This is a genomic window from Arcticibacter tournemirensis (assembly GCF_006716645.1).
GTDB lineage: Bacteria > Bacteroidota > Bacteroidia > Sphingobacteriales > Sphingobacteriaceae > Arcticibacter > Arcticibacter tournemirensis.
In genome coordinates this window covers 1,181,723-1,206,815 of sequence record NZ_VFPL01000001.1, presented here as the reverse complement: position 1 = coordinate 1,206,815, position 25,093 = coordinate 1,181,723, and the positions used below count along the sequence as shown (strand labels likewise).

The 25,093-nt window shown below is 40.7% G+C and carries 23 protein-coding genes; 2 read left to right on the top strand and 21 right to left on the bottom strand.

Annotated features, from left to right (window positions below; genetic code table 11):
- Positions 1–5: 5 nt before the first annotated feature.
- Genes BDE36_RS05070 through BDE36_RS04990 form a run of 17 tightly spaced genes read right to left on the bottom strand, consistent with a single transcriptional unit; the run spans position 6 to position 19,052 of the window.
- Positions 6–1,349 carry an NAD(P)H-dependent oxidoreductase gene (locus tag BDE36_RS05070; protein ID WP_141813978.1) on the bottom strand — a complete coding sequence of 448 codons (1,344 nt, stop codon included), beginning with the start codon at positions 1,347–1,349 and terminating at the stop codon, positions 6–8.
- 56 nt (positions 1,350–1,405) lie between these two features.
- Positions 1,406–1,948: a dTDP-4-dehydrorhamnose 3,5-epimerase gene (gene rfbC, locus BDE36_RS05065; RefSeq protein WP_141813977.1), complete on the bottom strand. Its 543-nt coding sequence runs from the start codon at positions 1,946–1,948 to the stop codon at positions 1,406–1,408.
- A 9-nt stretch (positions 1,949–1,957) separates the two neighbouring features.
- Positions 1,958–3,049: an NAD-dependent epimerase/dehydratase family protein gene (locus BDE36_RS05060; protein WP_141813976.1), complete on the bottom strand. Its 1,092-nt coding sequence runs from the start codon at positions 3,047–3,049 to the stop codon at positions 1,958–1,960.
- A gap of 59 nt (positions 3,050–3,108) precedes the next feature.
- The gene (gene rfbF, locus BDE36_RS05055) at positions 3,109–3,942 is read right to left on the bottom strand and encodes a glucose-1-phosphate cytidylyltransferase (RefSeq protein ID WP_141813975.1); all 834 of its coding nucleotides are present in this window, start codon (positions 3,940–3,942) and stop codon (positions 3,109–3,111) included.
- Positions 3,943–3,970: 28 nt separating this feature from the next.
- Entirely contained in the window at positions 3,971–5,035 is a 1,065-nt protein-coding gene (locus BDE36_RS05050) for an NAD-dependent epimerase/dehydratase family protein (RefSeq protein ID WP_141813974.1), read from the bottom strand.
- Positions 5,036–5,047: 12 nt separating this feature from the next.
- Positions 5,048–5,656, bottom strand: coding sequence for a putative colanic acid biosynthesis acetyltransferase (locus tag BDE36_RS05045; RefSeq protein ID WP_141813973.1), 609 nt, complete (start codon positions 5,654–5,656; stop codon positions 5,048–5,050).
- A gap of 2 nt (positions 5,657–5,658) precedes the next feature.
- Positions 5,659–6,819: a glycosyltransferase gene (locus tag BDE36_RS05040; protein ID WP_161993399.1), complete on the bottom strand. Its 1,161-nt coding sequence runs from the start codon at positions 6,817–6,819 to the stop codon at positions 5,659–5,661.
- Positions 6,820–6,859: 40 nt separating this feature from the next.
- Positions 6,860–7,846, bottom strand: a complete 987-nt coding sequence (locus tag BDE36_RS05035) for a glycosyltransferase family 4 protein (protein WP_141813971.1) — start codon at positions 7,844–7,846, stop codon at positions 6,860–6,862.
- Between the two features lie 12 nt (positions 7,847–7,858).
- Positions 7,859–9,265 carry a hypothetical protein gene (locus tag BDE36_RS05030; RefSeq protein ID WP_202618084.1) on the bottom strand — a complete coding sequence of 469 codons (1,407 nt, stop codon included), beginning with the start codon at positions 9,263–9,265 and terminating at the stop codon, positions 7,859–7,861.
- A gap of 2 nt (positions 9,266–9,267) precedes the next feature.
- A complete protein-coding gene (locus tag BDE36_RS05025; RefSeq protein WP_141813970.1) occupies positions 9,268–10,551 on the bottom strand; it encodes a glycosyltransferase family 4 protein in 1,284 nt (427 codons plus the stop codon).
- A gap of 5 nt (positions 10,552–10,556) precedes the next feature.
- A complete protein-coding gene (locus BDE36_RS05020; protein WP_141813969.1) occupies positions 10,557–11,588 on the bottom strand; it encodes a glycosyltransferase family 4 protein in 1,032 nt (343 codons plus the stop codon).
- A gap of 54 nt (positions 11,589–11,642) precedes the next feature.
- Positions 11,643–12,623 (bottom strand): glycosyltransferase family 2 protein, encoded by a 981-nt coding sequence (locus tag BDE36_RS05015; protein WP_141813968.1) that lies wholly within the window; start codon positions 12,621–12,623, stop codon positions 11,643–11,645.
- A gap of 41 nt (positions 12,624–12,664) precedes the next feature.
- Complete coding sequence (locus BDE36_RS05010; RefSeq protein WP_141813967.1) at positions 12,665–13,531, bottom strand: alpha-1,2-fucosyltransferase; 867 nt, start codon at positions 13,529–13,531, stop codon at positions 12,665–12,667.
- Between the two features lie 28 nt (positions 13,532–13,559).
- The gene (locus tag BDE36_RS05005; protein ID WP_161987539.1) at positions 13,560–14,570 is read right to left on the bottom strand and encodes a glycosyltransferase family 2 protein; all 1,011 of its coding nucleotides are present in this window, start codon (positions 14,568–14,570) and stop codon (positions 13,560–13,562) included.
- A 14-nt stretch (positions 14,571–14,584) separates the two neighbouring features.
- Positions 14,585–15,892, bottom strand: a complete 1,308-nt coding sequence (locus BDE36_RS05000) for a lipopolysaccharide biosynthesis protein (RefSeq protein ID WP_141813965.1) — start codon at positions 15,890–15,892, stop codon at positions 14,585–14,587.
- A gap of 50 nt (positions 15,893–15,942) precedes the next feature.
- Positions 15,943–18,303, bottom strand: coding sequence for a GumC family protein (locus tag BDE36_RS04995; RefSeq protein ID WP_141813964.1), 2,361 nt, complete (start codon positions 18,301–18,303; stop codon positions 15,943–15,945).
- Between the two features lie 11 nt (positions 18,304–18,314).
- Entirely contained in the window at positions 18,315–19,052 is a 738-nt protein-coding gene (locus tag BDE36_RS04990; RefSeq protein ID WP_141813963.1) for a polysaccharide biosynthesis/export family protein, read from the bottom strand.
- 460 nt (positions 19,053–19,512) lie between these two features.
- Between BDE36_RS04990 and BDE36_RS04985 the strand changes: the two genes are divergently transcribed.
- Together BDE36_RS04985 and BDE36_RS04980 are read left to right on the top strand one after the other, a co-directional pair.
- Positions 19,513–20,115 (top strand): UpxY family transcription antiterminator, encoded by a 603-nt coding sequence (locus BDE36_RS04985; RefSeq protein WP_141813962.1) that lies wholly within the window; start codon positions 19,513–19,515, stop codon positions 20,113–20,115.
- Positions 20,112–20,519 (top strand): helix-turn-helix domain-containing protein, encoded by a 408-nt coding sequence (locus tag BDE36_RS04980; RefSeq protein ID WP_141813961.1) that lies wholly within the window; start codon positions 20,112–20,114, stop codon positions 20,517–20,519. Before BDE36_RS04985 ends, BDE36_RS04980 begins: the two co-directional genes overlap by 4 nt.
- Before the next feature lie 27 nt (positions 20,520–20,546).
- Here the strand turns inward: BDE36_RS04980 and BDE36_RS04975 are convergent, their stop codons facing one another.
- The 4 genes from BDE36_RS04975 to BDE36_RS04960 form a co-directional block, all read right to left on the bottom strand.
- Positions 20,547–20,831 carry a hypothetical protein gene (locus tag BDE36_RS04975; RefSeq protein ID WP_128769718.1) on the bottom strand — a complete coding sequence of 95 codons (285 nt, stop codon included), beginning with the start codon at positions 20,829–20,831 and terminating at the stop codon, positions 20,547–20,549.
- Between the two features lie 483 nt (positions 20,832–21,314).
- The gene (locus tag BDE36_RS04970; protein WP_141813960.1) at positions 21,315–22,052 is read right to left on the bottom strand and encodes a tyrosine-protein phosphatase; all 738 of its coding nucleotides are present in this window, start codon (positions 22,050–22,052) and stop codon (positions 21,315–21,317) included.
- Positions 22,053–22,330: 278 nt separating this feature from the next.
- Positions 22,331–23,734, bottom strand: coding sequence for an ammonium transporter (locus tag BDE36_RS04965; RefSeq protein ID WP_141813959.1), 1,404 nt, complete (start codon positions 23,732–23,734; stop codon positions 22,331–22,333).
- Between the two features lie 261 nt (positions 23,735–23,995).
- Positions 23,996–25,060: a porin gene (locus tag BDE36_RS04960; protein ID WP_141813958.1), complete on the bottom strand. Its 1,065-nt coding sequence runs from the start codon at positions 25,058–25,060 to the stop codon at positions 23,996–23,998.
- Between the last annotated feature and the right edge of the window lie 33 nt (positions 25,061–25,093).

Below are 25,093 nucleotides of genomic sequence, written 5' to 3'. Positions count from 1 at the left end.
CAAAGTCAAGCTCTTTCCGGTATTTTGGGAATTGCTACCGGTATTTCGGCAGGCCTTTTAAAAAAATACTCATCTTGTTCCTTACGTAGTTTATCTATAAGGCGGCCTTCGGGCAGAATAACATCATCATAGGTCAGAACCTGATCTTTAGCCACGTCACGGCGCAGCAGGCAACCCTCCGCTACTCCCAGAGGCAGTAAATTCTCCTGTTTCCTTATTTCTGCATTTTCACACAGACCGTAAGTCATATAATGCCCAATGGGATCAATTTCTTCTCCGGCCTTCAGGTCGATCTTAGCAACTGCAACTACTTCAACGAAAGGTCTACCCAAAGGCGCCAATGTGGCATCATGGAAAATTACAGCGCGGGCCACAGTATGAGGCACTTCAAAATGACATAGATGATACGGTGTATAAAACAAGTACAACGGGCCTTCTCCTAGCTTGTATAGATTGAGATAGTGCTTTTGCAGAGGATGATCATGAGTGCCTATAACAAAAACGCCTGGGCCTGGCTCAGCACCTACAAGATAATCAACAATGCCAGGACCTTCGAGCAGATCTTCTTCGGGAAATAACTTTATAGCTTCCTTTAACGGAGTGCCTGGCTGTACCGGAATGCCGTGCATTCCTTGTTTCGCAACCCTCATTCCTGTGCCATTCGCTACAATAGCCTGCTCAAAGGAAATCTTGCTACCATCAGCAAATGACGACACCATTGCCGGTTTCTGTCCCCATTTTTTTGCAAATCCTTCCTGGGTAGTTGGATTGCGGTATGGATCGTGAAGACCTTTAATATTACCACATAAAACAGGTCTGACCCCAAGCGACTTAACGAACCGGTAAAGATTCATGGTTACACCCGGCTGATCGCCGTCAGAATTAGTGAACACCACCCCCGCTTTATCCGCATACACTTTTAATATCGGACCAACGGTGCCGTCCAATTCTGCATTCATTAAAATAATGTGTTTCTTATTCTGAATGGCTTTAAGTGCAATGCCCGCACCAAATTCAACAGCACCTGTAACCTCAATAATGGCGTCTATTCCTTCCGCCTCGCATAGCAGCGCAGCATCGCTGGTGATGCTGTATTTGCCAACACGTATATTTTCCTCAAGTTGCGAAACTGAAGTTACTTCATGAACGTTGGCCAACCCTGATTCAGCATATGCATGTCTTGCATTTTCTACGTCCCGGTTAGCTATAGCAACTAATTCCATTCCAGAAACATAGTTGCAGATCTGCAACGCAATACCTCGTCCCATAAAACCGGAACCTACCATAGCCACTTTTACAGGATTCCTTTCTTCAGCACGTCTTTTTAAAGCAGTATCTATTATAATCATTTGAGTTATTTTTAGTTATAAAGAGAATATGTCACTTTCACCTGTCGTACGATGAATCAGATATGAACAATAGGTCTAAAAAAAGGGTGAGATTTGTCTTTGTCAGAGATAATCTTCGGTTCGATAGGCCACTCAATATCAAACGCTGGATCATCCCAACGATAACCCCGTTCTGCACCGGGTGTATAATACTGGGTTACCTGATAGGTTACATCTGTATTGTCGGCCAGGGTAATAAATCCATGCGCAAATCCTTCAGGTACGTACAACATCCGATAGTTATCTTCAGATAATTCCACCCCTACCCATTGCAGGAAAGTATCTGAATCATTACGCAGATCTACTATAACATCATAAATACTTCCACGCGTGCATCGAACGAGTTTTGTTTCTTCGAATGGGGCAAATTGTGTATGTAGCCCTCGAAGCGTTCCTTTTTCCTTATTGAAACTTAGATTTGTCTGAACTACATTCGTATTTAATTTGTATCCTTCGAATTCTCGATGGCAAAACGATCTGGCAAAGAATCCACGATCGTCTTCAATTGGTTTAATGTCAATCACGAATGAGCCTTTTAGTTTGGTTTCGGTGAAGATCATGTTACTGGATTATATATTGTGGATTACTGAGTGAGAAAACTCTGTTTTGGAACTTCTATCGCTCCACCGCAGATCGCTGTTAACGAGTTTACTGTTCTGTAAATCTGTTAGTACTTTTAGACGCATCAACCGGGAGTCTCTGAAATCTGCATTTTTAAAACCCATTGCGACAAGTGCCTCATACAGATCTACAACAGTCTGATGCAACAAATAAAGCGGCTGATGATTGGGAGCCAATGATTTAAAAAGATCGAAATTAACTCTGTATGACCGTTTATCAGGAGCAGCATCTTTATTGATACTTAACGCTATGCCAGGGATAACGGCAGCTACGGCTTCAGCGAGGTCTTTTATCTGATAGTTCCACTCATTACTACCGGCATTTACAGCCAGAAACTCCGTTTCTTCAATAGAGGGCCGGCCAATCGCCCACTCGATAGCTCTTGCCATATCGCGTACGTGTATAAGCGGCCGCCAGGGACTGCCATCGCTTAATATGGTTATCTTACCAGACGCTACGGCACTCGCTACAAAGTCATTCAAAACAAGATCGAGACGTAAGCGAGGACTCATGCCGCAGGCAGTGGCGAACCGTAAACATGTCACAGTAAAGCCGTCTCCGGCAATCTGCTTCAGTGCTTTCTCAGTAGATTCCTTAGAACGAGCATAAGCCGTTAGCGGATTAAGCAAAGCTCCTTCTGCTTTCGCATCATCCTGTCCAGCTCCGTAAACGCTGCAACTGGAGGCAAATATGAAAGCTCTGACTCCTGCTCTTTTTGCTAGACGCGCTATACGCAGACTCGACTTATAATTAACCTCCATTGTAATATCTTCATATTGATTACCCATAGGATCATTCGATATGGCCGCCAGATGAACCACAACATCCACTCCCTCCAAAACTTCAGCTGGCATTTCTCTTACGTCTCCCATCAACTGCACATCCAGTTTACTTTCAGGCAAAACATCTGCGTTTGTTAAACATGTCGCGAAATAGGCCATATCGTAACCTATCAATATAGAATCGGGAAATGCAGCACGTAGCTGGCTTACAACACCGGGCCCGACATACCCCATGTTTCCGGTTATTAAAATTTTCACAAGAATAATTTGGTTTCTGTTAATAAAGAGATAAATCGATCGCAGGCAGAAGGTAAATACTAGATAGTCAGACGATTTAAATGAGCCACATCAACCGGGAGCTTTTGTTTTAAAATAGCTTGTTCGTGCCAGGGCGCTTTTCCGTTCTGCCATAATTCCTGTAACACGTTCTTATCACGCAAAGTGTCCATTGGCTGCCAAAACCCGGTATGGCGGAAGGCCGATAACTGCCCGCTCCTGGCGAGCATTTCGAGAGGCTGCTGCTCCCATATAGAACTGTCATCATCTATATAGTCGATCACTTCCGGCTCTAATACAAAGAAGCCGCCATTTATCCAGGGCATTTCCGATCCATTAGGTTTTTCCTGAAAATGATTAATGGTAGTTTCTTCAGACGATAAAGTGAATGCACCGAACCTTCCTGGTTGCTGAACCGCCGTGAGTGTAGCCAACTTACCATTTGACCGGTGAAAATCAATTAGTTCAGCAATATTTACATTACTCAATCCGTCGCCATAAGTCATACAAAAGGCTTCATCTCCTATGTAGTCTTTAACCCGTTTTAAACGACCGCCAGTCATCGTGTTATATCCTGTATTTACCAGTGTGACGTTCCAGGGTTCTGTTTCAGTTCTGTGAACTTCCATCGAATTGTCAGACATACTAAATGTGACATCCGAATTGTTAAGAAAATAATTCGCAAAATATTCTTTAATTACATAGCCCTTATATCCACAACAGATGATAAAATCGTTTATCCCATAACAGGAATAAATTTTCATGATGTGCCATAACACAGGCTTGCCCCCAATTTCAACCATTGGTTTTGGACGAACGCCACTTTCTTCGCTGATACGGGTACCGTAGCCCCCTGCAAGTATAACTGCTTTCATATGCTTAAGTATTTAAGTATTTTGATTTTTATTGAACTACGGCTCTTACGGTTGTTTCCGTTTCACCGGAAAAGCCATTTACAGATGGGACATTGTCACCCCGCAGATCAGACATATCTTTCATTTTGATATTATAGCCGCGGTGCGATTTCAACCACTTTAATGTATTACGGACACCTTCAAGTCGTGTAAACGGCAGTTCATCAACAACCTGGTATATATCGTCTAGCGGCAGAACATTATTTGTTTTCATATTGGCAAGCCTGAAGCTTGTCATAGGAAACTTTATTTTCAAGCCACCCAGTATATCGCCTGCAATCGCCGCACACTTTATTAGAGCAAAGGGAACAGACTTGATTTTGCCCTTACCCATTTCTAGAGAAATTTCATTCGCCCAATCGCTTATCGGGATTGCCGGGCGATCGCCGAGATAGAAAGTCCTTTTATGCACACCTTCCGCAGATATTAACTTTCTAAGTTGAAAAACAGTATTACCAATATATCCATAGGTCTTTGTACAGGTTTTTCCAAAATTGACGTATCTGCCTTTATAAACTACATCAAAAAAATCGATATATGGAATCTTAAACCATGGTCCCCAGATAGATGTAGGTCGTATGATGATCCAGTTGTAAGTGGCATCTTTGATCGCTTTCACTAATAACTCTCCCTTTACTTTGCTTTCTCCATAGAGGGTATGAGGTTTATATGTATCATAGTCAGATGGTATTAGTCCGGGCCGACATACGTACATCGACGAGGTATAAATCACCTTCCTTAACGCAGGTAGTTTCGCAGCAATATCAATGACATTCTTTGTACCTTCAAAATTAGTCCGGTAATAAGAGAGTGTTTTGCCATCGAGATCTGTAACAGCCGCAAGATGAACAATGACCTCCGGATTGAATTGAGTAATAATCTCCTCAAGATTTTTATGATCTAAAATGTCCGTTCGCCTCCAATAGGACACATGACTATCAATCACGGGTTTTACCTTGTCAACGTTAAGGATCTGAACATTATCTGATATCAGACTTTCTATCAGATTCGTCCCAATAAATCCAGAACCGCCTGTTATTAAAACTTTTAGCATCAGATAAAGATTTTATAGAAAAACGGATTCCGCCTTCTCGTTAGATATTTTTTGCGTTGCTGGTTTTTCCAGAGGTATTCTGTCTTTTACAGGTTTTGCAGGATAACCAACGCACACCTTTCCCGGAGGCAGGCTTTTCAATACTGTACTTCTTGCCCCTACTACAGAACCTTTACCCACTGTTACACCAGGGGCTATAAAAACATCGCTGGTGATCCAGCACTCGTCTTCGATTGTAATTGAATGAGAACAGATATCAAAAGATGGTACCTTATAATCATGTGTCCCTGTATTCAGATATACTTTGTGCGCAATTGCCACATTCGAACCTATATTTATTTCACCAAGGCTATACAAAACTGTATCATCGCCTATCCATGAATAGTCTCCGATAGACACTTTCCAGGGATAGGTTATAGTTACGGAAGGCCTTATCGAAACTCCTTTTCCTATTTTAGCCCCAAACATGCGAAGCAAGAACCTGCGCCAGCCAAAAAACACCTGTGGCGACCATGCAAATAGCGTATCCTGAACAATCCACCACAGTTGAACGACGAACTTTGACCGGCCCCGAAAATCGCCGGGAACCGTAAACGATGATAAATTTTGGTACTCTGTCATGATTAGCTGAATATTACTTCTTGTTTATTTATTACTAAGTCGTAGAAATCAGAATACAAGCTGATCAGCTGGTCTTTTTTAAAATTCCCGCCCACTTTGGCAGGACGCTTCATTCTTATCTGTTTGCTGGTAAATTCACGATGAATGACATTCAGGCTACTTAATATTGAATCAACGTTATGTTCGCAAACCCAGCCTCCGGCAGGAATGATATCTTTCCATATATAGACATTGTCGGAGATAAGCACCGGAAGATTCGACTGCAGGGCTTCAATCACTGAAATGCCGTAATTCTCGTTCATAGAGGGGAGAATGAAACAATCAGAAGCAGCAAATGCATCGGCTTTGTCTGTACCGGAAAGGAACCCTGCAGAATATATGTATGCCGACAATCGCATTTCGGCAATTAGCCCGTTAATATAAGTTTCGTATGCCCGGTTACCTTTGCCTGCAATTATCAACTTTACGTCTATATCATTGTTGATGTCCAAAAAACGCTTATAAGCACGTAGAAATAGATCAAGTCCCTTTTTATAATCAACTCTTGATAAAAAAAGAAACACAAACGTATTGGCTGATAGATTATGTTTATCTCTGAACCTCTCCCTGCTTCCCTCGGCATTAAATTCGATAGGCAGCGGCAGCACACTAATACTAACATTCTTCTGGTCGTTATAGGTTTCCAGAACATCTTTTTCGATGTTTGACGTACAGCAAATAGCGCTCGCATTGGCAGTTATACCTTTGATAACTATATTCCCAAGTATCTTCTTCAAAAAACTCTTCTTTTTGAGATCAAACGGATCAAGAGAACCATGAGGCCATATAACATATTTTACTTGGTGTTTTTTGGCGATTGAAGCTACTCTAACGGCTAATATTGCCCAGACTTCATGCAAGACTACAAGATCATATCTCTCAATGTTTAACTCCATCCATCGCTCAGCCTCTTTTGATGGGCTGAACACGTAGGGAAAACTCCGGTTAAACAGATTGACCTGGCCATTGAAAAAACGTGAATCGTACTGTTGGTCATCGGATCTTATTGATAGGATATCACTGGTAAAACCCAACGATCTTTCCATATCCGTTATTGAAGTTATGGCAGAGTATACACCTCCATTTTTTTTATCAAAACATCCTATTACGTGTAATATTTTCATATTCATTTTCAAGAAGGTGAATGAAATAACAATAGACAGATTAAAAACTCTTGTACAGATTTAGGTAATGGTCGGCTATAGTTTCCTTCGAAAAGCGCTTAATATTTTCAAACCCGGCGTTTATAACATTCTCCCTGAGCCGCTCATCTTCCAGAATGTTCATAACGCCATTCCTTATAGAAACAACACTAAACGGATCAACAAAAACCGCTCCTGCCCCCCCAACTTCGGGCATTGAAGAACAATTGGAAGTAATTACAGGGACTCCAACTGCCTGCGCTTCCAATATAGGCATCCCAAATCCTTCGCTTGTAGAGACATAACAAAGCAGATCACTATTTACATATTCATCAAACAGATCTTCGGTTGAAAGGTCGTATCTATTCTCGTAAACTATATTACAGTCCCTAAGCTTACCTGATATGGCCTCCGGGAGTTTGCCAATAATTACCAAGGTACAATCGATTCCTTTTAAAGCTTCAGCCAATCGCTCCAGATTCTTATTAAATGTGATTCCTATTTGTAATATCCGGGGATTGGTTTTATTGAACTCCTTCTTTACAGGTTTATATATATCATCAATAAAATCGCCTATAACATGGATTTTACTGCTTTTTATTTTAACATACTTCAATAATTCCTGCCTTGTACTTTCAGAAATAACAGTTATTTTATGTGAGAACTTCACGGGCAGGTATATCCAAAACAACCAATATATTGTTCTTGCCAAAACGCTCTTATCCTGCATGAAATTAAAATCGTGAATGGTAAGAATTCTCTTGCAGAATAAGGCTCCCAGTATCGCATAATGAACGTCCCCAGTAACATGAACAATCTTCTTTTTTTTCGACAGCAAAGTGAATACGTTGAGTACTCTGTTTGTTAATCCTTTGCTATAATAAGACAGTTGCAAATTAGAGATACGGATATTATTGCTACTGAGGTATTTTGAAACGGAATAGAAAAGATATTCAATACTGAATTGGCCGGGAAACGGCTTTCTGAAAATCAATATAACTTCTTTCATGGATATCAGATATTAGGCAGACGCAGGACTGGCGTTATTATCTATCCGTAATCTTAATTTATAAGGCTCCTGAAGGGAAGCAAGTATTAATCCTCCCATGAAGGTACTGAATCCCAGTGTTGTTGGCTGTGCCCATTGTCCTTGCAGGATGATCAATACGCCTGCACTGAGAAGTATCCACGGCAGCATATCTCCTGCCAGTACCTTTCTATAGCTCAAAATAGCTGTTTCCGAACAAAAGCCCAGGCGGATGATGATCACTCCCAGTCCCATCAGAGGCCCCATTTCTCCAATCAACCTACCCCATTCACCTTCTGCAATCAAAAACTCGCGGTCGCCGGTCAAGAGCATGCTGCCTACGTTTGTTCCCATACCTATTCCATACCCCCAGAAGGGCTGATTATCTGATTCTGATACAGCGCTGAGTAACCCTCCGAGAAAGCGGTCGACTAAAGTTCCCTTTAGCCCTCCTTCATCGTCGCTGGCACTTTCAAACCGGGCAAAAAACACTTCCGTTGCAGTGCGAAAAAACTCTGTGTTGCTTAAGATCGCAAAAACAAGGAAGCTAGCGATAACAGCTGTCAGAATATGCCGTATGTACCTAGGATTTTTAGCAGTTGCCAGAATAGTGAATATTAAAGTAACTCCTACCTGAAATAATAAACCGCGGCTGATTGAAATAGGAATAGAAGCAAAAAGGCTCAAGGTAGCAGCGATAAGCAGTAGGCGGGATGTTCCTTTCGGCTGTAACCAGAAGTAAAAAACAAAGGGGGCCAAAAGACTAAAGAAAAGAGTGTTGCCAGTGGTAAAGGAAAAAGTCCCTGACGGCCTGAAATAACCCATCGCTCCTCCATTAAAACCAGATCCTTCCATATCCCCTCCCACTCCCCGATTCACCCAGGCTGACTGAGGACTATAAAACTGAAGGGCTGTAATCACAATCATCGGTATCGATATCCATAACATAGCCTTCCCTATTTTAACAACATCATGGGCAGTGAAAACCCTGCCGATTATAAACATTACCGGAAAGTGAATCAGCAGAATTCTGGCGCCATATACGGCCACCGGCAGATTCCCGTGACCGAGAAAGACCGCTGTAATCAGCCCTGTAAATCCAAATACAGCCATCCCAATTAGGTATACGTTTGAGGGAAGGAGATTTCGTTTCCACGCCACGGCAATCAGCCATACAGCAAGCGGGTCTCTCACAACAAGCAATGGTGTTGCCAAGCTGGGCAGGAACCACTTCCGCAACGCACCTTCAAAAAGCAAGAGAAAGAAAAATAGCCAAACAGACTGCTTAAGTAAATGGTTGGTTCGACTGATCTCGACGGTGCACGGCAACCACTTTTGCTGTTGTAAAGTGACATCGTAACGTTCGTCACGCTCTGGATATATATTCTGAGAGAAGCTCATTGTTAATACGCCTTCATGTTTATGTCACTTAAACCTTCCTTTTGGTCATGATGCCGTGAAATTGCTTGTGCCAGTTCCCGTGAATACACAGACCACGGCCTCTTGCGTGCCGCCTCCATCGCCTCCTGTCCTGCTTGAGCAATTATATGACGAGAAGAAATAAGATCTTCGATGGATTCTTGCAGTGCAGAAGTGTTTCCTGCCTCTATTAGCCACCCGTTGCGTCCATGCTCTATCAAATCCGGCCCGGCGGTACGTTCGGTAGTTATAACAGGAGTGCCCTGAGACATCGCTTCGGTTATAACCAGCCCAAAGCCTTCAAAGAGTGAAGGAAAGACAAGAACGTCGTGCTCCCGCATTAATTTAAGTATACCTTCATGGCTTAAACTTGGAATCCACCGATGCCGTTCTAGGGCATCATTCAGTGCCTTACAGTTATTAGTGGATTTAAGTCCTACCACCGTTAGTTCAACATACGGAACAAGGTTCTCTACGGCTGCAAATAGATCTGCGATTCCCTTCCGCTGAGAAAGTCCACCAACAAAAAGAAGCTTTAAAGGAGACTTCCCTGTTTTGGAAGAATACTCACGCCGTGCAGAGACTGGGGGGAAACCGTAAGGAATAACTTCAATAGGTGCTAGAGTACCCGGAAAATCCTTCAAAGTATTGGCAGTAAATTGACTGGCTACAAAAATGCGGTCAGCAAGTGCTAATTCCTCATCTTTGCGGGCAAGCTTTGCGTCCGAATCTGTAAGCCCCGAAAGAGTTGGTATCCAATCCGGCCAGCGTTCACGTTCAGGCTCCAGTAGCCGTCGCGCCGCTCTCCAATATCCTATAGGCAGATCGTAAATGCATTCTAGCCCTAGTTGCTTGGCTTTTGGAAAGGAAAAAACAGCTCCATCTTCATAAGCATAAATGGCCGTTAATCCTTTTTGTTGCGCAGCTCTAAGTCTTGATGCCACTTTTTTATCCAGACTTCTGTAAACGGCATCTACAGAAAATGCGCCTGTTTCATGCTTTACAAGCTTTGACAAACCAGCTTTCGATGCCAGTTGTCTTCCGATCTCCAGCCAAGGCCATGTATGTATTAAAGGCCTAAGCGACGTATTAAAGCTGCGTCGCTTTATTTCAGAAAGAGGGCCAATATTACTGATCCGGTCCAGCATAGTATCAGGAAATAGTGCTATTGCAGTATGAAATTCTGATAAAAGACCGGCTTCCAGCAGCCCGTAGGCTGCTGATCGGTTGAATTCATTACTGGTAGGGTGAGATATCAATACTTTCATAGACATTATTTAGTTTTTAGCGTTCCCTCTATTTCATCTAAATATTGACGGCCAATAGTGTCCGGATGAAAAACTCCGAGATGACTGGCTGCAAAGTCAAGCAGTTCTTTTTCGAGTTTAGTATTATTATATATATTTCTGATACAAGCAATAAGGTCGTCAACATCTCCCCTCCGGAAAGTAATGCCTGCCTTGCCTACTGCATCCGGAAGTCCACCGCCGTCTGATACAATCGGAATGCATCCACATGCTATTCCTTCAAGCACAACAACGCCAAACGGCTCCTCCCATATTGAAGGAACTAAAAGATACCGATGCTGATTCAAACACTTAACGAGCTCACTCCCGCTCAGAGGCCCGGTAAAAATCACAGAATCCTCCATGTTAAGGTCTGCAACCAGTCGCTTGAGATTTGTACGTTCAGGACCATCACCAACAATAGTTAAAGAAGGCGATGCGGCACTATTATTGAGGCCCATTTTAAACTCATATATCGCTTTGATTGCAAGATCAACTCCTTTATCGGAAACGAGCCGCCCCAGAAACACGAAATCTTTTGTTCGGGAAATATTCGATAATATCCTGAATTCTTTCGCCCTGTAGGGATTGCCTAATACCGTTGCATTAGGCCAGCAACTTTTACGAAGTGCATTACTTACAGCAATAACTTTATGCGCACGCTTTAGCCAACGAAATTTAATCCTGTCCTGAACGCCCAGCTTCCCGTTTGATCTGGATATCCAGGTGTGCAAAGCAATAACAGAAGGACGACTAAAGAATATTCCAGGCCATGCCAGTCTCAGGCACGGATTGTTTTCGAAAACCAGATCGGCCCAGGCATGTGCTTTGAAAATCTTTAATATTCCCGGGTTTCTTGATACTTTAAAAGGAAAGGCTTCACCCGGGGAATCTTTTGTCCAGGTAATAACATGAACCTCGTGTCCCGCATTTGCAAATGTACTGGCAAGAATCTCTGAGATAATTTCTATCCCTCCTATGAAGGGATAAAAGTTATGCGACAAGAATAATATTTTCATTCCACCTTTTGATATTACTCGGCTGATACGATGCTTTTCTAATAAATATTTAGCTTATGATATATGGGAGTAATTCATCATGACTCTTTTTATCAAAGAAAGGCGAGCAGTTAAGTTTTCCTTTTTCTTCCTTCCGGCCATCATACCCAGAGCCAGTATGGCTAGCTCGGAAAGATGACGTAGTGCAAGCAATGGTTTTATGAGAAAAATAATATCTCCCTTATGCTTTTTCAATAACCTGTAGCGTGCCTGATGGAAGTCAAGCGTTCTTTTTGATGACCAGGATGACGTTAAGGTCCGATTATCGTGTACCACTCCTTGAACATCAAGTACCGCACATTTCCATCCGCTTTTTAATAATCTCCAGCACCAATCGTTGTCCGAGTCAGAAAAAGGGAAATTAATACTATCCATTCCGTTCACCTTCTTCCATGCATCATAGCGGACCAATAAAGGACTTGTGTATACAATATCACAATAGGTCCATCTATGATCCTGTTCCTTTACCCATAGCGGGCGGGGTTCTTGTAATTTCAGCATCTGAGTAAGTTGCTGTCCTAACAGAAAAGAAATCACACTTGGAAATTTTTGTCCATACCCTGCCTTGCTGCCATCCAATTTCTCTACGGTAAAACCTATTGCTCCCATAGATTCGTTCTCATCTATGATCGCAAGCGCAGATGACAAAGCGCTGTGATTAGAAATATAATTATCAGTTTCATAAAGGAAGCACCATTTCAGATTACTTATAGCGCCAGCTGCATACTCTATAGCATAATTGCAGCCATCACTAAATGTACCAGGCAGATGCGGGGGCGGCGAAATGCAAAGGATCTTTACCGCAGAGCCCTTTGCGTACGTTTCTATAAACTGGCGGCTGCCATCTGTCGAGCCAGCCTCAAAAACTACTACATAAGACTGAACAGGGGTGTTTAGTAATGTCTTCTCAATAGCGGGCAGTGCCTCTTTCAATAAAGACATTCTGTTATAGGAGTTAATAATAACGGCTAATTGTCCCGTAAACGATCTTGACATAATAGTAAATTAGTTTAAATGTGAGTTAATAAGAGAGTCAATCAGATCCTTATCCAGTCGGGAGGACACAAATCCTGCGTATTTATAGCTGGATCATTAAACCATGTTTTAGGGGCTATTACAATTTTGTCCTTATTCGTGCTCAACCATGCTCCCCACCACGGAAAAGTGCTCACCGGGATTACAAAGTGCCTGCACATGCTCATCAATTGCAGGTAATAGTCGTAACGTGGTGTATCGAAAGAGTGCTTTACAAAAACTGTAGGATGTTTGAACTTCAGATTTTCTGAACACCAATCTATATCATCGGAAAAAACAAACAGGGTTAAATTTTTGTGTTTTTGCTCAATTATACGGAGAGCATTATCATAATAAACTTTATCACACTTACCAAAGATCCTTGCAATTTTAGGATTGGTGATATGGTCGCCACGTCTTATGCTGATGCAAACAGATTCAGATTCCTTGATCTGCTTCGCAAAATGGTCGTCCCAAGTATTTACTTGTTCTTTAAAGCTGAATTCATTCCTGATAAGGTCTTCAATATCTTCGAAATACTTATAGCTTTGCCAGAATCCTCTTAAATACACCTTACTACCTAACGTGTTAAAACCTTTATCATATTCAAACGACTTTTCAAAATAACAATACTTCGGATATACTTTTCTTATAGCTCTGTACCACAATGAATCGTTAGGCCAGGTATACCTCGCTATTTCCTCATCGGTCACAAAATACTGGGGAATACAAAAGGCATCCAGTTCATATGAAAAGCCGGTCGGTATATTGTGTGAATAGTATCTTCTATCAATTTTAACAACCTCCTTATTACGTACGGCAAGAGCTTTTGCCGCTGCGTATTGAAATAGCTGGTTTCCCATGCGATCTGTTATGCAGCTTACTATCATATTGCGAAATTTATATTAGCACAGGGAATTAAATCTTCTTCTCAACGACACTTTCCTGGGGACGCTGATAATAAAAAGGAGGCTTCGTTCTTAACAGAAGTAAAAAACCATAAAGAACTTTTATCGAACAAAGGTGAATCATGATCAACAGTAACCTTTTCATCCCCCCGGGTGTGAATACTTTGCGAAAATGATAGCGACTAAAAAAGATCATGACCGCACTTTTAATCTTTCTATTTGCGATCGCCTGGCCAACTGCAACTCCCGATCGGTCCTGAAGCCATTTATTTCTCAAATTCAACGATTCACCATGCACAGCTATATCTTTTACCATAAAGTACGCTTTAAGTGCAGCATCATTCATGGATCTCATCGATACCGACTCTTCAGAAATCCGGTATTTAGATGTGTATGTATCGGTAAAGTGAATTTTCGCGCCGCTCTGACTTACTCTCAATCCGAAATCGAAGTCACATGCATCTCCAATATCCCTGTATTTAACCTTTTTCGCTAAAGCAGTCTCTATCAGGTAGGCGTTGTTAGGAAATTGCTGTACCATGCCGGCTTCCAACGATGTTAATTTAGAACCCTCGTATTCTTTAGTCCGGTAAAATGACTTGTTATAACCTTCAGAGCGTTTTATAGACACGGTTCCATCACCGGTCATAATAAACTGTTTACCATAAGCCACACTTATTTGCGGGTTATTTGTAAAACAATTGCAGAGAACCTCCAGAGCATTAGGCAAGAGCATATCATCATCGTGAAGAAGAAGCACTCTTTCTCCGGAGGCTGAGTCAAATAACATATTTACATTACCAGCTTGTCCGAGCGATGGGGAATTGCGAACATACTTAATAGCAATATCTGTATGACTTCTTATTCTTTCCACCTCTGTCTCCGCCTGAGAGTCAGGCGAATCATCACCTATTATAATCTCATAAGGTAACAGAGTTTGAGCAATACATGAATTAACTGCTTCTGCAAGTTGTTTGGGCCGCTTGTAAGCAGGGATAACAATAGATACTTTAGTTGTCACTGTAGTGGTAGGATTTATTTGAAACTATTCCTTTTTAAAGCGGGTCTGAATCCCTGGAATGATGCAGAGAACTTGACAGCTAGGACAAACAGATTGGAGATCACAGACATTACTATCACATTATGCAGACTACTCAGATCTAAAAGAAATACACAAGCCACCTGGATCGATATTGTACCAAATATTACCAACAAAGGATCCCATGCATATATCCATTTCCTGGCTTCGTTCATTTCCCAAATAATACCGTTTACCACGCCTATCCCGGCGCAAATCAGCAAGGCAACCAGCTCATTTCTCAGGTGGTCATATTTACTGCCTAACAACCACAACAAAGGCTCCGGAAAGATATATGCTGCAAATACAATAACTGAACATAAGAATATTGTTGTCCCAGCTATAAACAGATATTTCCTTAGCAAGCCCGATGCAGGCACCCGTGCGATATGGGGCGCTATTAAAATGCCCCCCGCCATACTCAAAACCATGTATAACTGGCCGATTTTACTTAGAGCTCCCATTTCTGCGATATTATTTGTCGCACCAAAAACCGACAGGATAAATACCATAATCTGGCTCTGAAAAGCATTAAAAACGATTCCTGGCATCACTGGTTTCAGCAGCGACATCATTTCACGACGAGCCTGGGGATTCACAGTCTTAGGAACCTGTACATAATCAGATGCACTCTTTTTGATCAGGTACCCGTTCATTAGCGTTTGCATGCTTCCTAAGAGCGCTGCGATCCAGGAATTCAGGGCCGATACTAAATACATAATATAGAGTACAACCAGCCGGAGTGCACCGCTTTTAACTTGAATTTGGTATAGCGTTGACACCTTTTTATGCATTTTCAATGGAGGGGTATAATAAGATGACCAACCGGTAAAATAAAGGTTGGTAATTATAGATACCAGAAGCATAATAGTTGTAAAGACAGAAAAGTGATGTTTTAACGTCAGTAAGGGAAAAATGATAGCACAAAAGACGCTGATGGCTAAAAAGAGCCGGTGCCTGTAAAATTGTCCAGCCTTAATATAATCGCCTATTACTTTTTTATCATAAACACGATTTCCCACAAGGGCAACTATGGTTCCCGAAAAGCCGAATTCAACTAATACGTGAGCCGTACACTGAAATGCAAAAGCCATACTATATTCTGCATACTCTTCGATAGATAGCCACCTGAAAAGTAAAAACCCGCTAATAACCTGTATAAGCTGTAACGTTCCCTGTCCGAGCAAAAAAGCACCTACAAGTCCTGATAGTTTTATTAAACGTTCGTACGGATAATCTAAAGCTAAAGCCGCTTTTTTAATCATTACTTAAAGTCTACTTTATTGTTATTACTGCAGGCAATGCACATCGTTCACTAAAATCTTTTAAAAAAGTCCTTTATATAGTCCTTTACCACACTCTTCCTATCCTTTTCATTGTAATACGAATAATCATAATTGTATCCATAACCATATTTACCTCTTTGAATTCCGTTGAAAACAAGGTTGAGATTGGGAAGCTTCTTTTCTTCTTGCATTTGTTTAATAAATTTCAACTCCGGTTTCCCTGTATATCCCTGTCTTATCAGATATAGAGTGATATCACTCATTTTAGCCAGAATCATTGCATCTGTTACTAGTCTTAAGGGCGGCGAATCAATCAGAATATTATCATACTCGAAGCGCAGTTCGTTAATGAGCGACTCCATTTCTTCACTTTCGAGTAGTTCGGCAGGATTATCAGGAATACTACCAGAACCCATTACAAAGAGATTGGGGTGAATACCTGATGGCTGAATTACGTCTTCCTTTTCGGCATCACCGTTTAATAGCTCGCTAAGCCCAGGACCCGCGGTATCCATTTTAAAAATTTTTGAGATTTTTGGCCTTCGTAAATCTAATTCCAGCACCACTGTTTTTCTGCCTGAAATAGCCAGAGAAGCTCCGATATTACTGGTGACAAAACTCTTCCCCTCACCCGAAATACTGGATGTAAATAATATTACTTTACCTTTTTCTTTTCGATTGTATACATGCAGAAGATTTGTCCGCAGAGCTCGGAACTGCTCTCCTATAGCATAATTATCACGGTTTAGAACCACGATTGCCGTTTTACTTTCTTCCTGAACCAACTCACATATAATAGGTGCTGAAGTAGCAGTTTCGATCTCTTTTCTGGTAAGGATACGATTTCTTAGAGCATCTCTTCCCGCAATAAGTCCAACCGGGAGCAAAAACCCTAATAATAAAGCAACTGTGAGTGGGTATTCTTTCCTGCTTTGGGGCTCTTCATAATATGCTTCTTCGACGGTATGCGCATCAGTGAGTGTCGATGCATAACTAAGTGCTACTTCTTCACGTTTTTGCAAAAGATAGACGTAAAGGTTCTCTTTTATACCTTGTTGACGCTTTATACTTACATATTTCCTCTCTTGTCCCGGTATATTCTTAATCGAACTTTCAAAGCGCGAATTAAATAACTGCAATTGCTGGCGGGTGGCAAGCAAGGACGATTTAATTCCGCCGATTGTTTGTTTTATAGTTTCTTTGGTACTTTTAATTTGCCGGTTCAGAGGAATGAAGATGGGATTATTTTCAGGCGTGATGGCCAGTAATTTATCACGTTGTAACTGTAGTTTGGTTAATTGCTCTACTAAGCTAATCAGATTCGGATCAGTAATACCAATTGTAGCAGGTGCATTCCCTGAGTTAGCGGCAGAGTTAACATATCTCTCAACCCCTTCTATAACATTAAGTTGAACATTCACTTCATTCAACCGTCCGTCGTTAGACTGAACGTTATCAAGGTAAAATTGAGATTGTGATGAGATATCAGTAAGCCCTATACTACTTTTATAGCCTTCAACATCCTTCTCCACATCAGTTAATTCCCCGGTAAGCGACGTCAGTCTTTCATTGATAAACTTCAAAGTGCTTTCAGTTTCTTTATTCTTATCAGCAATATTGAATGTTTTATAAGCAGCGATTAAACTATTTAAAACATCCTTACCTCGTTCGGGAACTAAGTCATCTATTTTAAGTTCCACAATAGGTGCCGTTTTGTTCAATACAGTATTTATTTTATATTGATATTGTGTAATAAGGGCCTCAGGATTTTGCAAGCTAATCCTTATAGTCTTACCAATATAGTTCTTCACATCAGAAGTTGGTTCTAGCTTCCATCTTCCGAAACTACTGGTTAACGTATTTTTAAATGATGCGTCAAGCGTTTTGCCATCCGGGCCAGATAAAGAAAATCTGTTTGCACTATTGATCGTGATATCAAGCGACGTCTCTTTTAGAGGTGCAGCAGTTTCGAGTAGTTTGAAGCGTACGGGAGTTTTAGAATAGAGATCCTCTGCGTTTGCAGGTTCTGTATACGTAGCCCATAACTGCAATTGAGTGACCACTTGCCTGATCAGCGGCCTTGATTTCAGTATCTCCATTTCGCTTTCTACTAGCTTTGGAGCACTTGATATATTTAGTTCCTCTAGGGCCGCTGCTTTAGTAGAAGCAGTCTTATTCTTTTCGTCTTTTATAGACAATTTGGCCTTAATGTGATATACAGGCTTTATTTGCTTCAAATAAAAATAGGCAAGTGTTAAACACAACAACATGCTGAGAAGAAAAAGAGGCCAATGGTAAAGATATTTATTGAAAATTTCCCTTAGATCTTTGTGACTTTCTTTACTATCATCAACGAAGGGCCTGAAGATGAGTTGATTATTATTGTTCATAGCTGATGTATTTACAAAACAGAAGTAAGGATAACTGTGATGATGGAAGCTGCCGATAAAAGCAGACTTAAAGTCCGATAACTACCATCGACTGAAGCATATTTGGATTTATCAGGTTCAACATAAATCATGTCGTTGTTTCTCAGATAATAATAAGGAGAATGGAAAACACTGGCAGAGGTTAGATCAAGAGTAATATATTCGCGTTTTCCATCAGTTTCACGCACTAGTAACAGGTTGTTCCTTTTGGCGGTAATGTTGAGGTCGCCTGCCATACTTAGCGCCTCTGTTATAGTGATACGCTCACTTGGGATTTTATATACATCCGGTCTTGCAACATCCCCAATCACTGATATTTTGAAATTAAGCACCCTTACATTAACTGACGGCTCTTTTAAATAAGAGAGAAGCCTCTTCTGGATCTGCTCTCCTACCACTGGGGTGGTAAGCCCTGACACTTTTACTTTTCCTATAAGAGGAAGTTTAATTTCGCCTTGCTGATCGACAAGGTATCCGGTTGCCCTGTAGCTCGAATCACTCCAGGCCTGAGGATTCAGACTGCTTACACTTATTCCCAGAATATCTGAAGGTTGAATAGTAAGAGGTGAAAAGTTCTGAATATCTTCTCTCGTAAGGACAGATCGGTTAACATTCTGAAAGTAAGGAATATTTTTATACGAGCTACAGGAATTGAATGTCAAGATTGCTGCAACAAAAACCAGAAGAGAAAAATGCTTGGTTGTATTCATACCGTTTTAGTTAATATTACGAGACAGGAAAGAGCTTCGCCACTCCACTTACAGCAGCTATCTTCCAAATAAAATCAGGAGAATGATCTATATGTATTTTAAGTACCCCCAAAAAAAGCTATGCCTTTCAGCAGAGATTTTTTGCTAAAGTACTGGTAGAAACACATATAGAAAAGGGTCTGGAATGGTTGGGACGCAAATTGTGAAGTAGTGTGAAATACTGGGAAGACTCCCGTTTCTAAAAGATTGAAAGTAAAACAATCTAGAACGCTGTCAATACAGGAGCTTTCATAAAATATAATCAGAAGAATACTCCCTCTTTAAAGTGAAACATATCCCTGAATTTCACATATCACCGGCCAATTTCCCACTTTTTTACATTGTATTATACATAATCACACATAGGATTGAATCTGGTATAATATTTTCTAATTTCGATATACAAATAATTACGCTCTCTATGTCTAAAATTACGTTACCTGAAAAGAAATCAGAGTGGATGGTTGTCTACACACGCTCGAACTATGAAAAAAAAGTAGACCAACTACTAAGGCTACAAAACATTGAGAGTTTCTGCCCAACTATTAAAACAAAAAGGAAGTGGGCAGACAGGCTGAAAATAGTAGAGGTTCCTCTTTTTAATTCATATGTTTTTGTAAGAGCAAACGCACGCGAGCAATTACAGGTGCTTAAAACGCCGGGTGTAAGCCATTTTATTTTTTATGGCGGAAAGCCGGCATTTGTACCGGTTGACGACATAGAAAGAGTAAGATTACTAGTTAATAATCATACAGATATTGAGTCTGTTAGTATGAGAGCGCTGAATATTGGCGACAAAATAAAGGTCAAAGATGGCATCCTTTTTGACTGCCACGGTGAGATTGTCGGGATACAGGGAAAATCTGTTCTGATCGTTTTAAAACAACTTGATTGTGCGCTGATAGCGAAAGTGAAGTTGGATTATGACCAGATACTTTTAACAAGCTCAATAAATAACAAAATATCTTTTGAAAGTCCTCTTCGGGAATCCGGAGTAAAGTTAAAGTATGCTGAACACTTATGAATGTACATCATGGACAAATAATTGAACGAGTAATAAGACGAAATGGTTATAGCATCAGCGAACTTGCACGCCTGACGAAAGTTAACAGACGATCTGTCTATAACTGGTTCAATCAGAAGCATTTAAAAGCTGAAATTGTCTATAAAATAGGCATAGTGCTCAACTATGACTTTTCGCAGGAATTCCCTGAACTATTTCCAAAGCAAATCACAACCGACTTTGTCCCTCCGGTACAGCTGCCCGAGAACCCGGGAAGGCCCTCTTTACAACAGTCAGAACAGTGCATCTGGAAAGACAAATATATAGACCTTTTAGAGCGGTACAATAAATTGCTCTTAAGCTGTATCGAAAATAACCCTAAAGCTATCAACGGCAAGGCTGTAGTAGAGAAGGTTCTTTCATAAGAGATGATTTAAACCTTAGTCTCTATTTTAATGCTGATTCAAAACCGGCGATGCAAAGTTCTTTAACAGAAACCCTACTTCACGCAAAAATTTCAGCTGAGGCCTCAATTCGTCTATCGTAGTGCCAGGAGCCGCACCGTCTATCAAGCTATCTGAAATGATCTGGACCATTGTTTCAAATCCATTATCATCAACAGACATAAATTGCTCACACTGCTTTAAAAAGGCCTCAAATTCTTTTATATTAACAATATATGGATCTCCATTTATTGAAATAATATGCTGTGCGTCCTTGATTGTTTCAATTACCATCTATTTAGTTATATCGTGGGGAGTAAGGGCGTTAATTCGTCATTCAACTATATGAGCAATTATAAACGCAAAAGTATATCGTAGTTGTTAAATATCCAATTGAAAAACCGTAAATCACATAGTATCTTACAGGTACTTTTGCCTCGATCTCCTCGTTCAACTTTTACGACTCATATTTTTGCAAGGTTACAATAATATTTATTCTTTCCCTTATCAGAATGTTGCACAATTTATAAAGCTGATTTGGTGAAAAAATTCAAATTAGCCAATAAAGTGGGGAATTACATATACCAATCGGGGCAATAAATCTACTTTTTGCCATTTATCGATTTTTTAATCATTTTTTCAATACACACCCTGTGTAACAATATAGATCGATCTCGAAATAATAACATGCGTTATTTACCTCATAATAAAAAGCACTTAAGGTGTACACAATAAATTCACAGTTATTAAAAGGGGACTGAACCGGCGGCAGATGATTTAAAGGAGGAGGTCTTTATTCTTCAAAGGATAGTTATTCAGTGCCTTTGCAGCGGATCCGCTTTGCACAAAAGCAGAGAGCGCATTCAAATGACGCTGATGATGAAGATCTGTACCGCAAAGGTCTATTAAGCCGTCATTCAGTAGGTTGACCGCTATCTGCCTTACCGCTTTACCGTAATAACCTGAAAGAGAGAGTATATTTAACTGAAAAAGACATCCTCTCTCATGAAGTTTCTGATATTGTTGGTAATTCTTATGATAGTAAATATACCGTTCAGGATGAGCCAAAACAGGTTGATATCCTTTTATATTGAGATCAAAAATATACTTTTCTATATTACGGGTTTCTACCTGATAAGACATTTCAACAAGGACCAGGTTCCCCGAAAGACAAAGGAGATTTCCTTCTTTCATGAGAGCATCAAAATCGGGATCAAGCATATATTCCGCTGCCGCCGAAACCTCCACCTGAATCTTTCGCTGCTTCAGCTCATTACGCAGAGCCTGCAGAGCAGGATTGATAGAGTCTGGACTATTCGGATAGATTTCCATAAAAACATGAGGTGTACAAATGAATTTCTCTAAACCTAACTCATGTAAGCTCTTAATATATCCTGCTGATGTAGCTGCATCAGGAGACCCGTCGTCTATACCGGGAACCAGATGCGAATGCATGTCTACCCCCATCCATTCAAGAGTCTTTGTTACTGGTTTCCGCGAAAAGAATGAGAACATAATAAGATCTGGAAGATGAAATACTCCGTTTTGAAGGTGTTGAACTGAATACTTTGAACTGCTGCTTTTTCCATTAATTCGCAAAATCTATCTACAATTAACCGTCGGCGGGATAAAATGTTTCGTAAATGCGTTTGCGAAGCAAATATACTACATTTAGATGCAAAATGGCTTTAGTATTCTTTAGATGATTAAAGAATACTAAAGCCAGGCAATTTAATGACATTAAGGAGTCGGCGAGCAATAGAGATTATGGACTCTACATAAGGAGAAACTCACTAAAGCTCGTCAGCTTCCTTTAACTCCTCTTCATCAGATAACACACCGTTTTTGGTTACCAGCAATGTACCCTGCATGTATTTCTCGTTATGCTGCGTAGCATCCAGCCCAAGCTCCTCTTCTTCTACCGACACACGGATCGGCTGAATCAGATTAATAAGCTTAAATATCGCAAAGGAAACAGTAAAACTATACGCTACAGCTATGGTCATGGCTTTTAATTGAGTAAAAAAGAACTCAGGATTACCATAAAACCAGCCGTCGGCGCCTGCGCCATTTACAGACTTAGTGGCAAAAATCCCCGTCAACAACATACCAACCATCCCTCCTAATCCATGACAAGCAAATACATCAAGTGTATCATCGATCTTTGAATTAGTGATTTTATGCGCTACCACATTAGAGATTATAGCAGCAATAAAGCCGATAAAGATACTCTGAGGAATCGCAACAAAACCGGCAGCCGGCGTAATTGCAACCAACCCAACTACAGCACCAATACAAAATCCCAACACAGAAGGTTTCTTCCCACGGATCACATCGAAGAACATCCACGCCAACCCGGCAGCTCCCGCGGCTGTATTAGTCGTCGCAAATGCTGAAACAGCCAGTGCATTAGCACCCAAAGCCGAACCAGCGTTGAATCCAAACCAACCGAACCACAGTAAGCCAGTACCGATAAGCACATATGGAATATTTGCAGGCGGAACCTCCTTCTTCTCGATATGAGCCTTCCGTTGCTTCAACACGAGTGCTCCTGCTAACGCGGCGCAACCGGCCGAAATGTGAACGACAGTTCCTCCGGCAAAATCCAATGCGCCCATTTTAAAAAGAAACCCATCTGGATGCCAACTCCAATGCGCAAGTGGCGCGTATACAAACAGACAGAATAGAGCAATAAAAGTAATATAAGAGGTGAAGCGAATTCTACCCGCAACGGCACCGACGACCAAACCCGGCGTGATGATCGCAAACATCAGCTGAAAAACGGAAAACAAAGTAAAAGGTATAGTGGGAGCACCTGGCCATGGAGCACCAGAATTAACTCCTTTAAAGAACAAATAAGTGGATGGATTACCGATAATACCACCAATTGAATCGCCAAAGGCCAGACTAAAACCTATTACGATCCAGAGCACAGTAACGATCCCAGCCGCCACAACACTTTTAATCATAGTAGAAAGTACGTTTTTACGATGTACCATTCCACCATAAAAGAAAGCAAGGCCGGGTGTCATCAGAAACACAAGAGCAGTGGAGACAAGCACCCATGCAATATCAGCTCCATTATAAATTTTACCTCCGTCGTCGAAATGCGGAAGAGAAGGAACAAAAATAGAAACACAGGCTGCTAACAGGAGCAGCAGGAATGGAACCGTTTGTTTTACTACGCTTTTACTCATCTTAGTATTTTTTTAGATTTAAATGTCGTTATTACAAAACTAAACAGTTTTTTTATAAAAATCATAATAAAAACACAAAATATTTGCAATTAACTATAAAATAAAACAAATTATCCTTAAATAATACATAAATTAAATATAAAATACAGAAAATAATAGATAAAAAAAACAAAAAAGAGGGCGTTTGTAAAAAACAACCCTCTCAACAACACTAAATCTAATTTAGTATTTCATTTATTCAAAAAAAGAGCGCCTATTAGATCAAAAAGCGTACACAGCTGCAATAGAAAATTGCGCTGCAGACTTGGTCATATCTACCCCGTTCTTTTTATAAAACATATCAACAGAACCATTATCAAATCTAACCTCAGGAATTACAGTAAGAGGCCCGGCCTTTACATTGCCCGAAAACGTTAACGCAAAGACTGACTCATCGGCAACCGGACCAAAGACTAGCGCCTCATTTTTCTTTGATTTAAAATACTCCCCCCTTACACCCAGTGAAACAGTAGGAGAGAAAGCATTTTGCAGATACAACGCCCCTCCACTGAAACCACCTGCATCGCTTGGCCTGCTCATATCCGCAACATTCAAGCCCAGCTTAAAAGATTCCGTAAGCTGATAAGAAGTAGTTAGATCAATTTCAGTCCCAGATGGATAACCCGTGATAAAATTAACATATGCACTCCATCCCTCTACCGGAGATAAAAACAACTGAGCTCCAAAGTCAGACACCCCATTAAAATCTTGATAAACATTCCAATCATTAAACAACCCAACCATCAGCCCCACCTTATCAGAAAAAGCATAATTCGCTTTTATTCCAGCGTTCTGAAAGGGACCATTAGAAAAGAGATAAGAAGTCGAATAATTAAAGTTCCCTACAGGTGAAATCACTTCATAGCCAACAAAAGTCCCCATATAACCCGCCGTCATAGAGAACTTTTCAGTAAACTGATAACTTGCATACAAATTCTGTATATGAAAGCTATTATAACCATTGCCTTCTTCATAGGTATTATCAGAATTAGGAAGAGACTGATACTGACCTCTTGGCCCAAAAGACACTTCACCTACAAAAGAAGCCTTTCCAGAAGATTTCTTTAACGCTAAATCAATCATTCCCAACGAAAGAGAATTGTTCTCGCTAGCAAATGCGGTTGGGATATTACCGGGCTTATACCCTGAAAAATCATACTTGTAATAGGTATCTACAGAACCCGAGATCTGAAGAGGCGATACAGCAGCACTGTCTTGAGCATTAACACTGACGGCTCCAGATGCGATTAACGCAGCAGTAAAGAAATTCTTTAAAAGTGTTGTCATAATTTAAATTGATGTTGTTAAAAAAGATTTGTT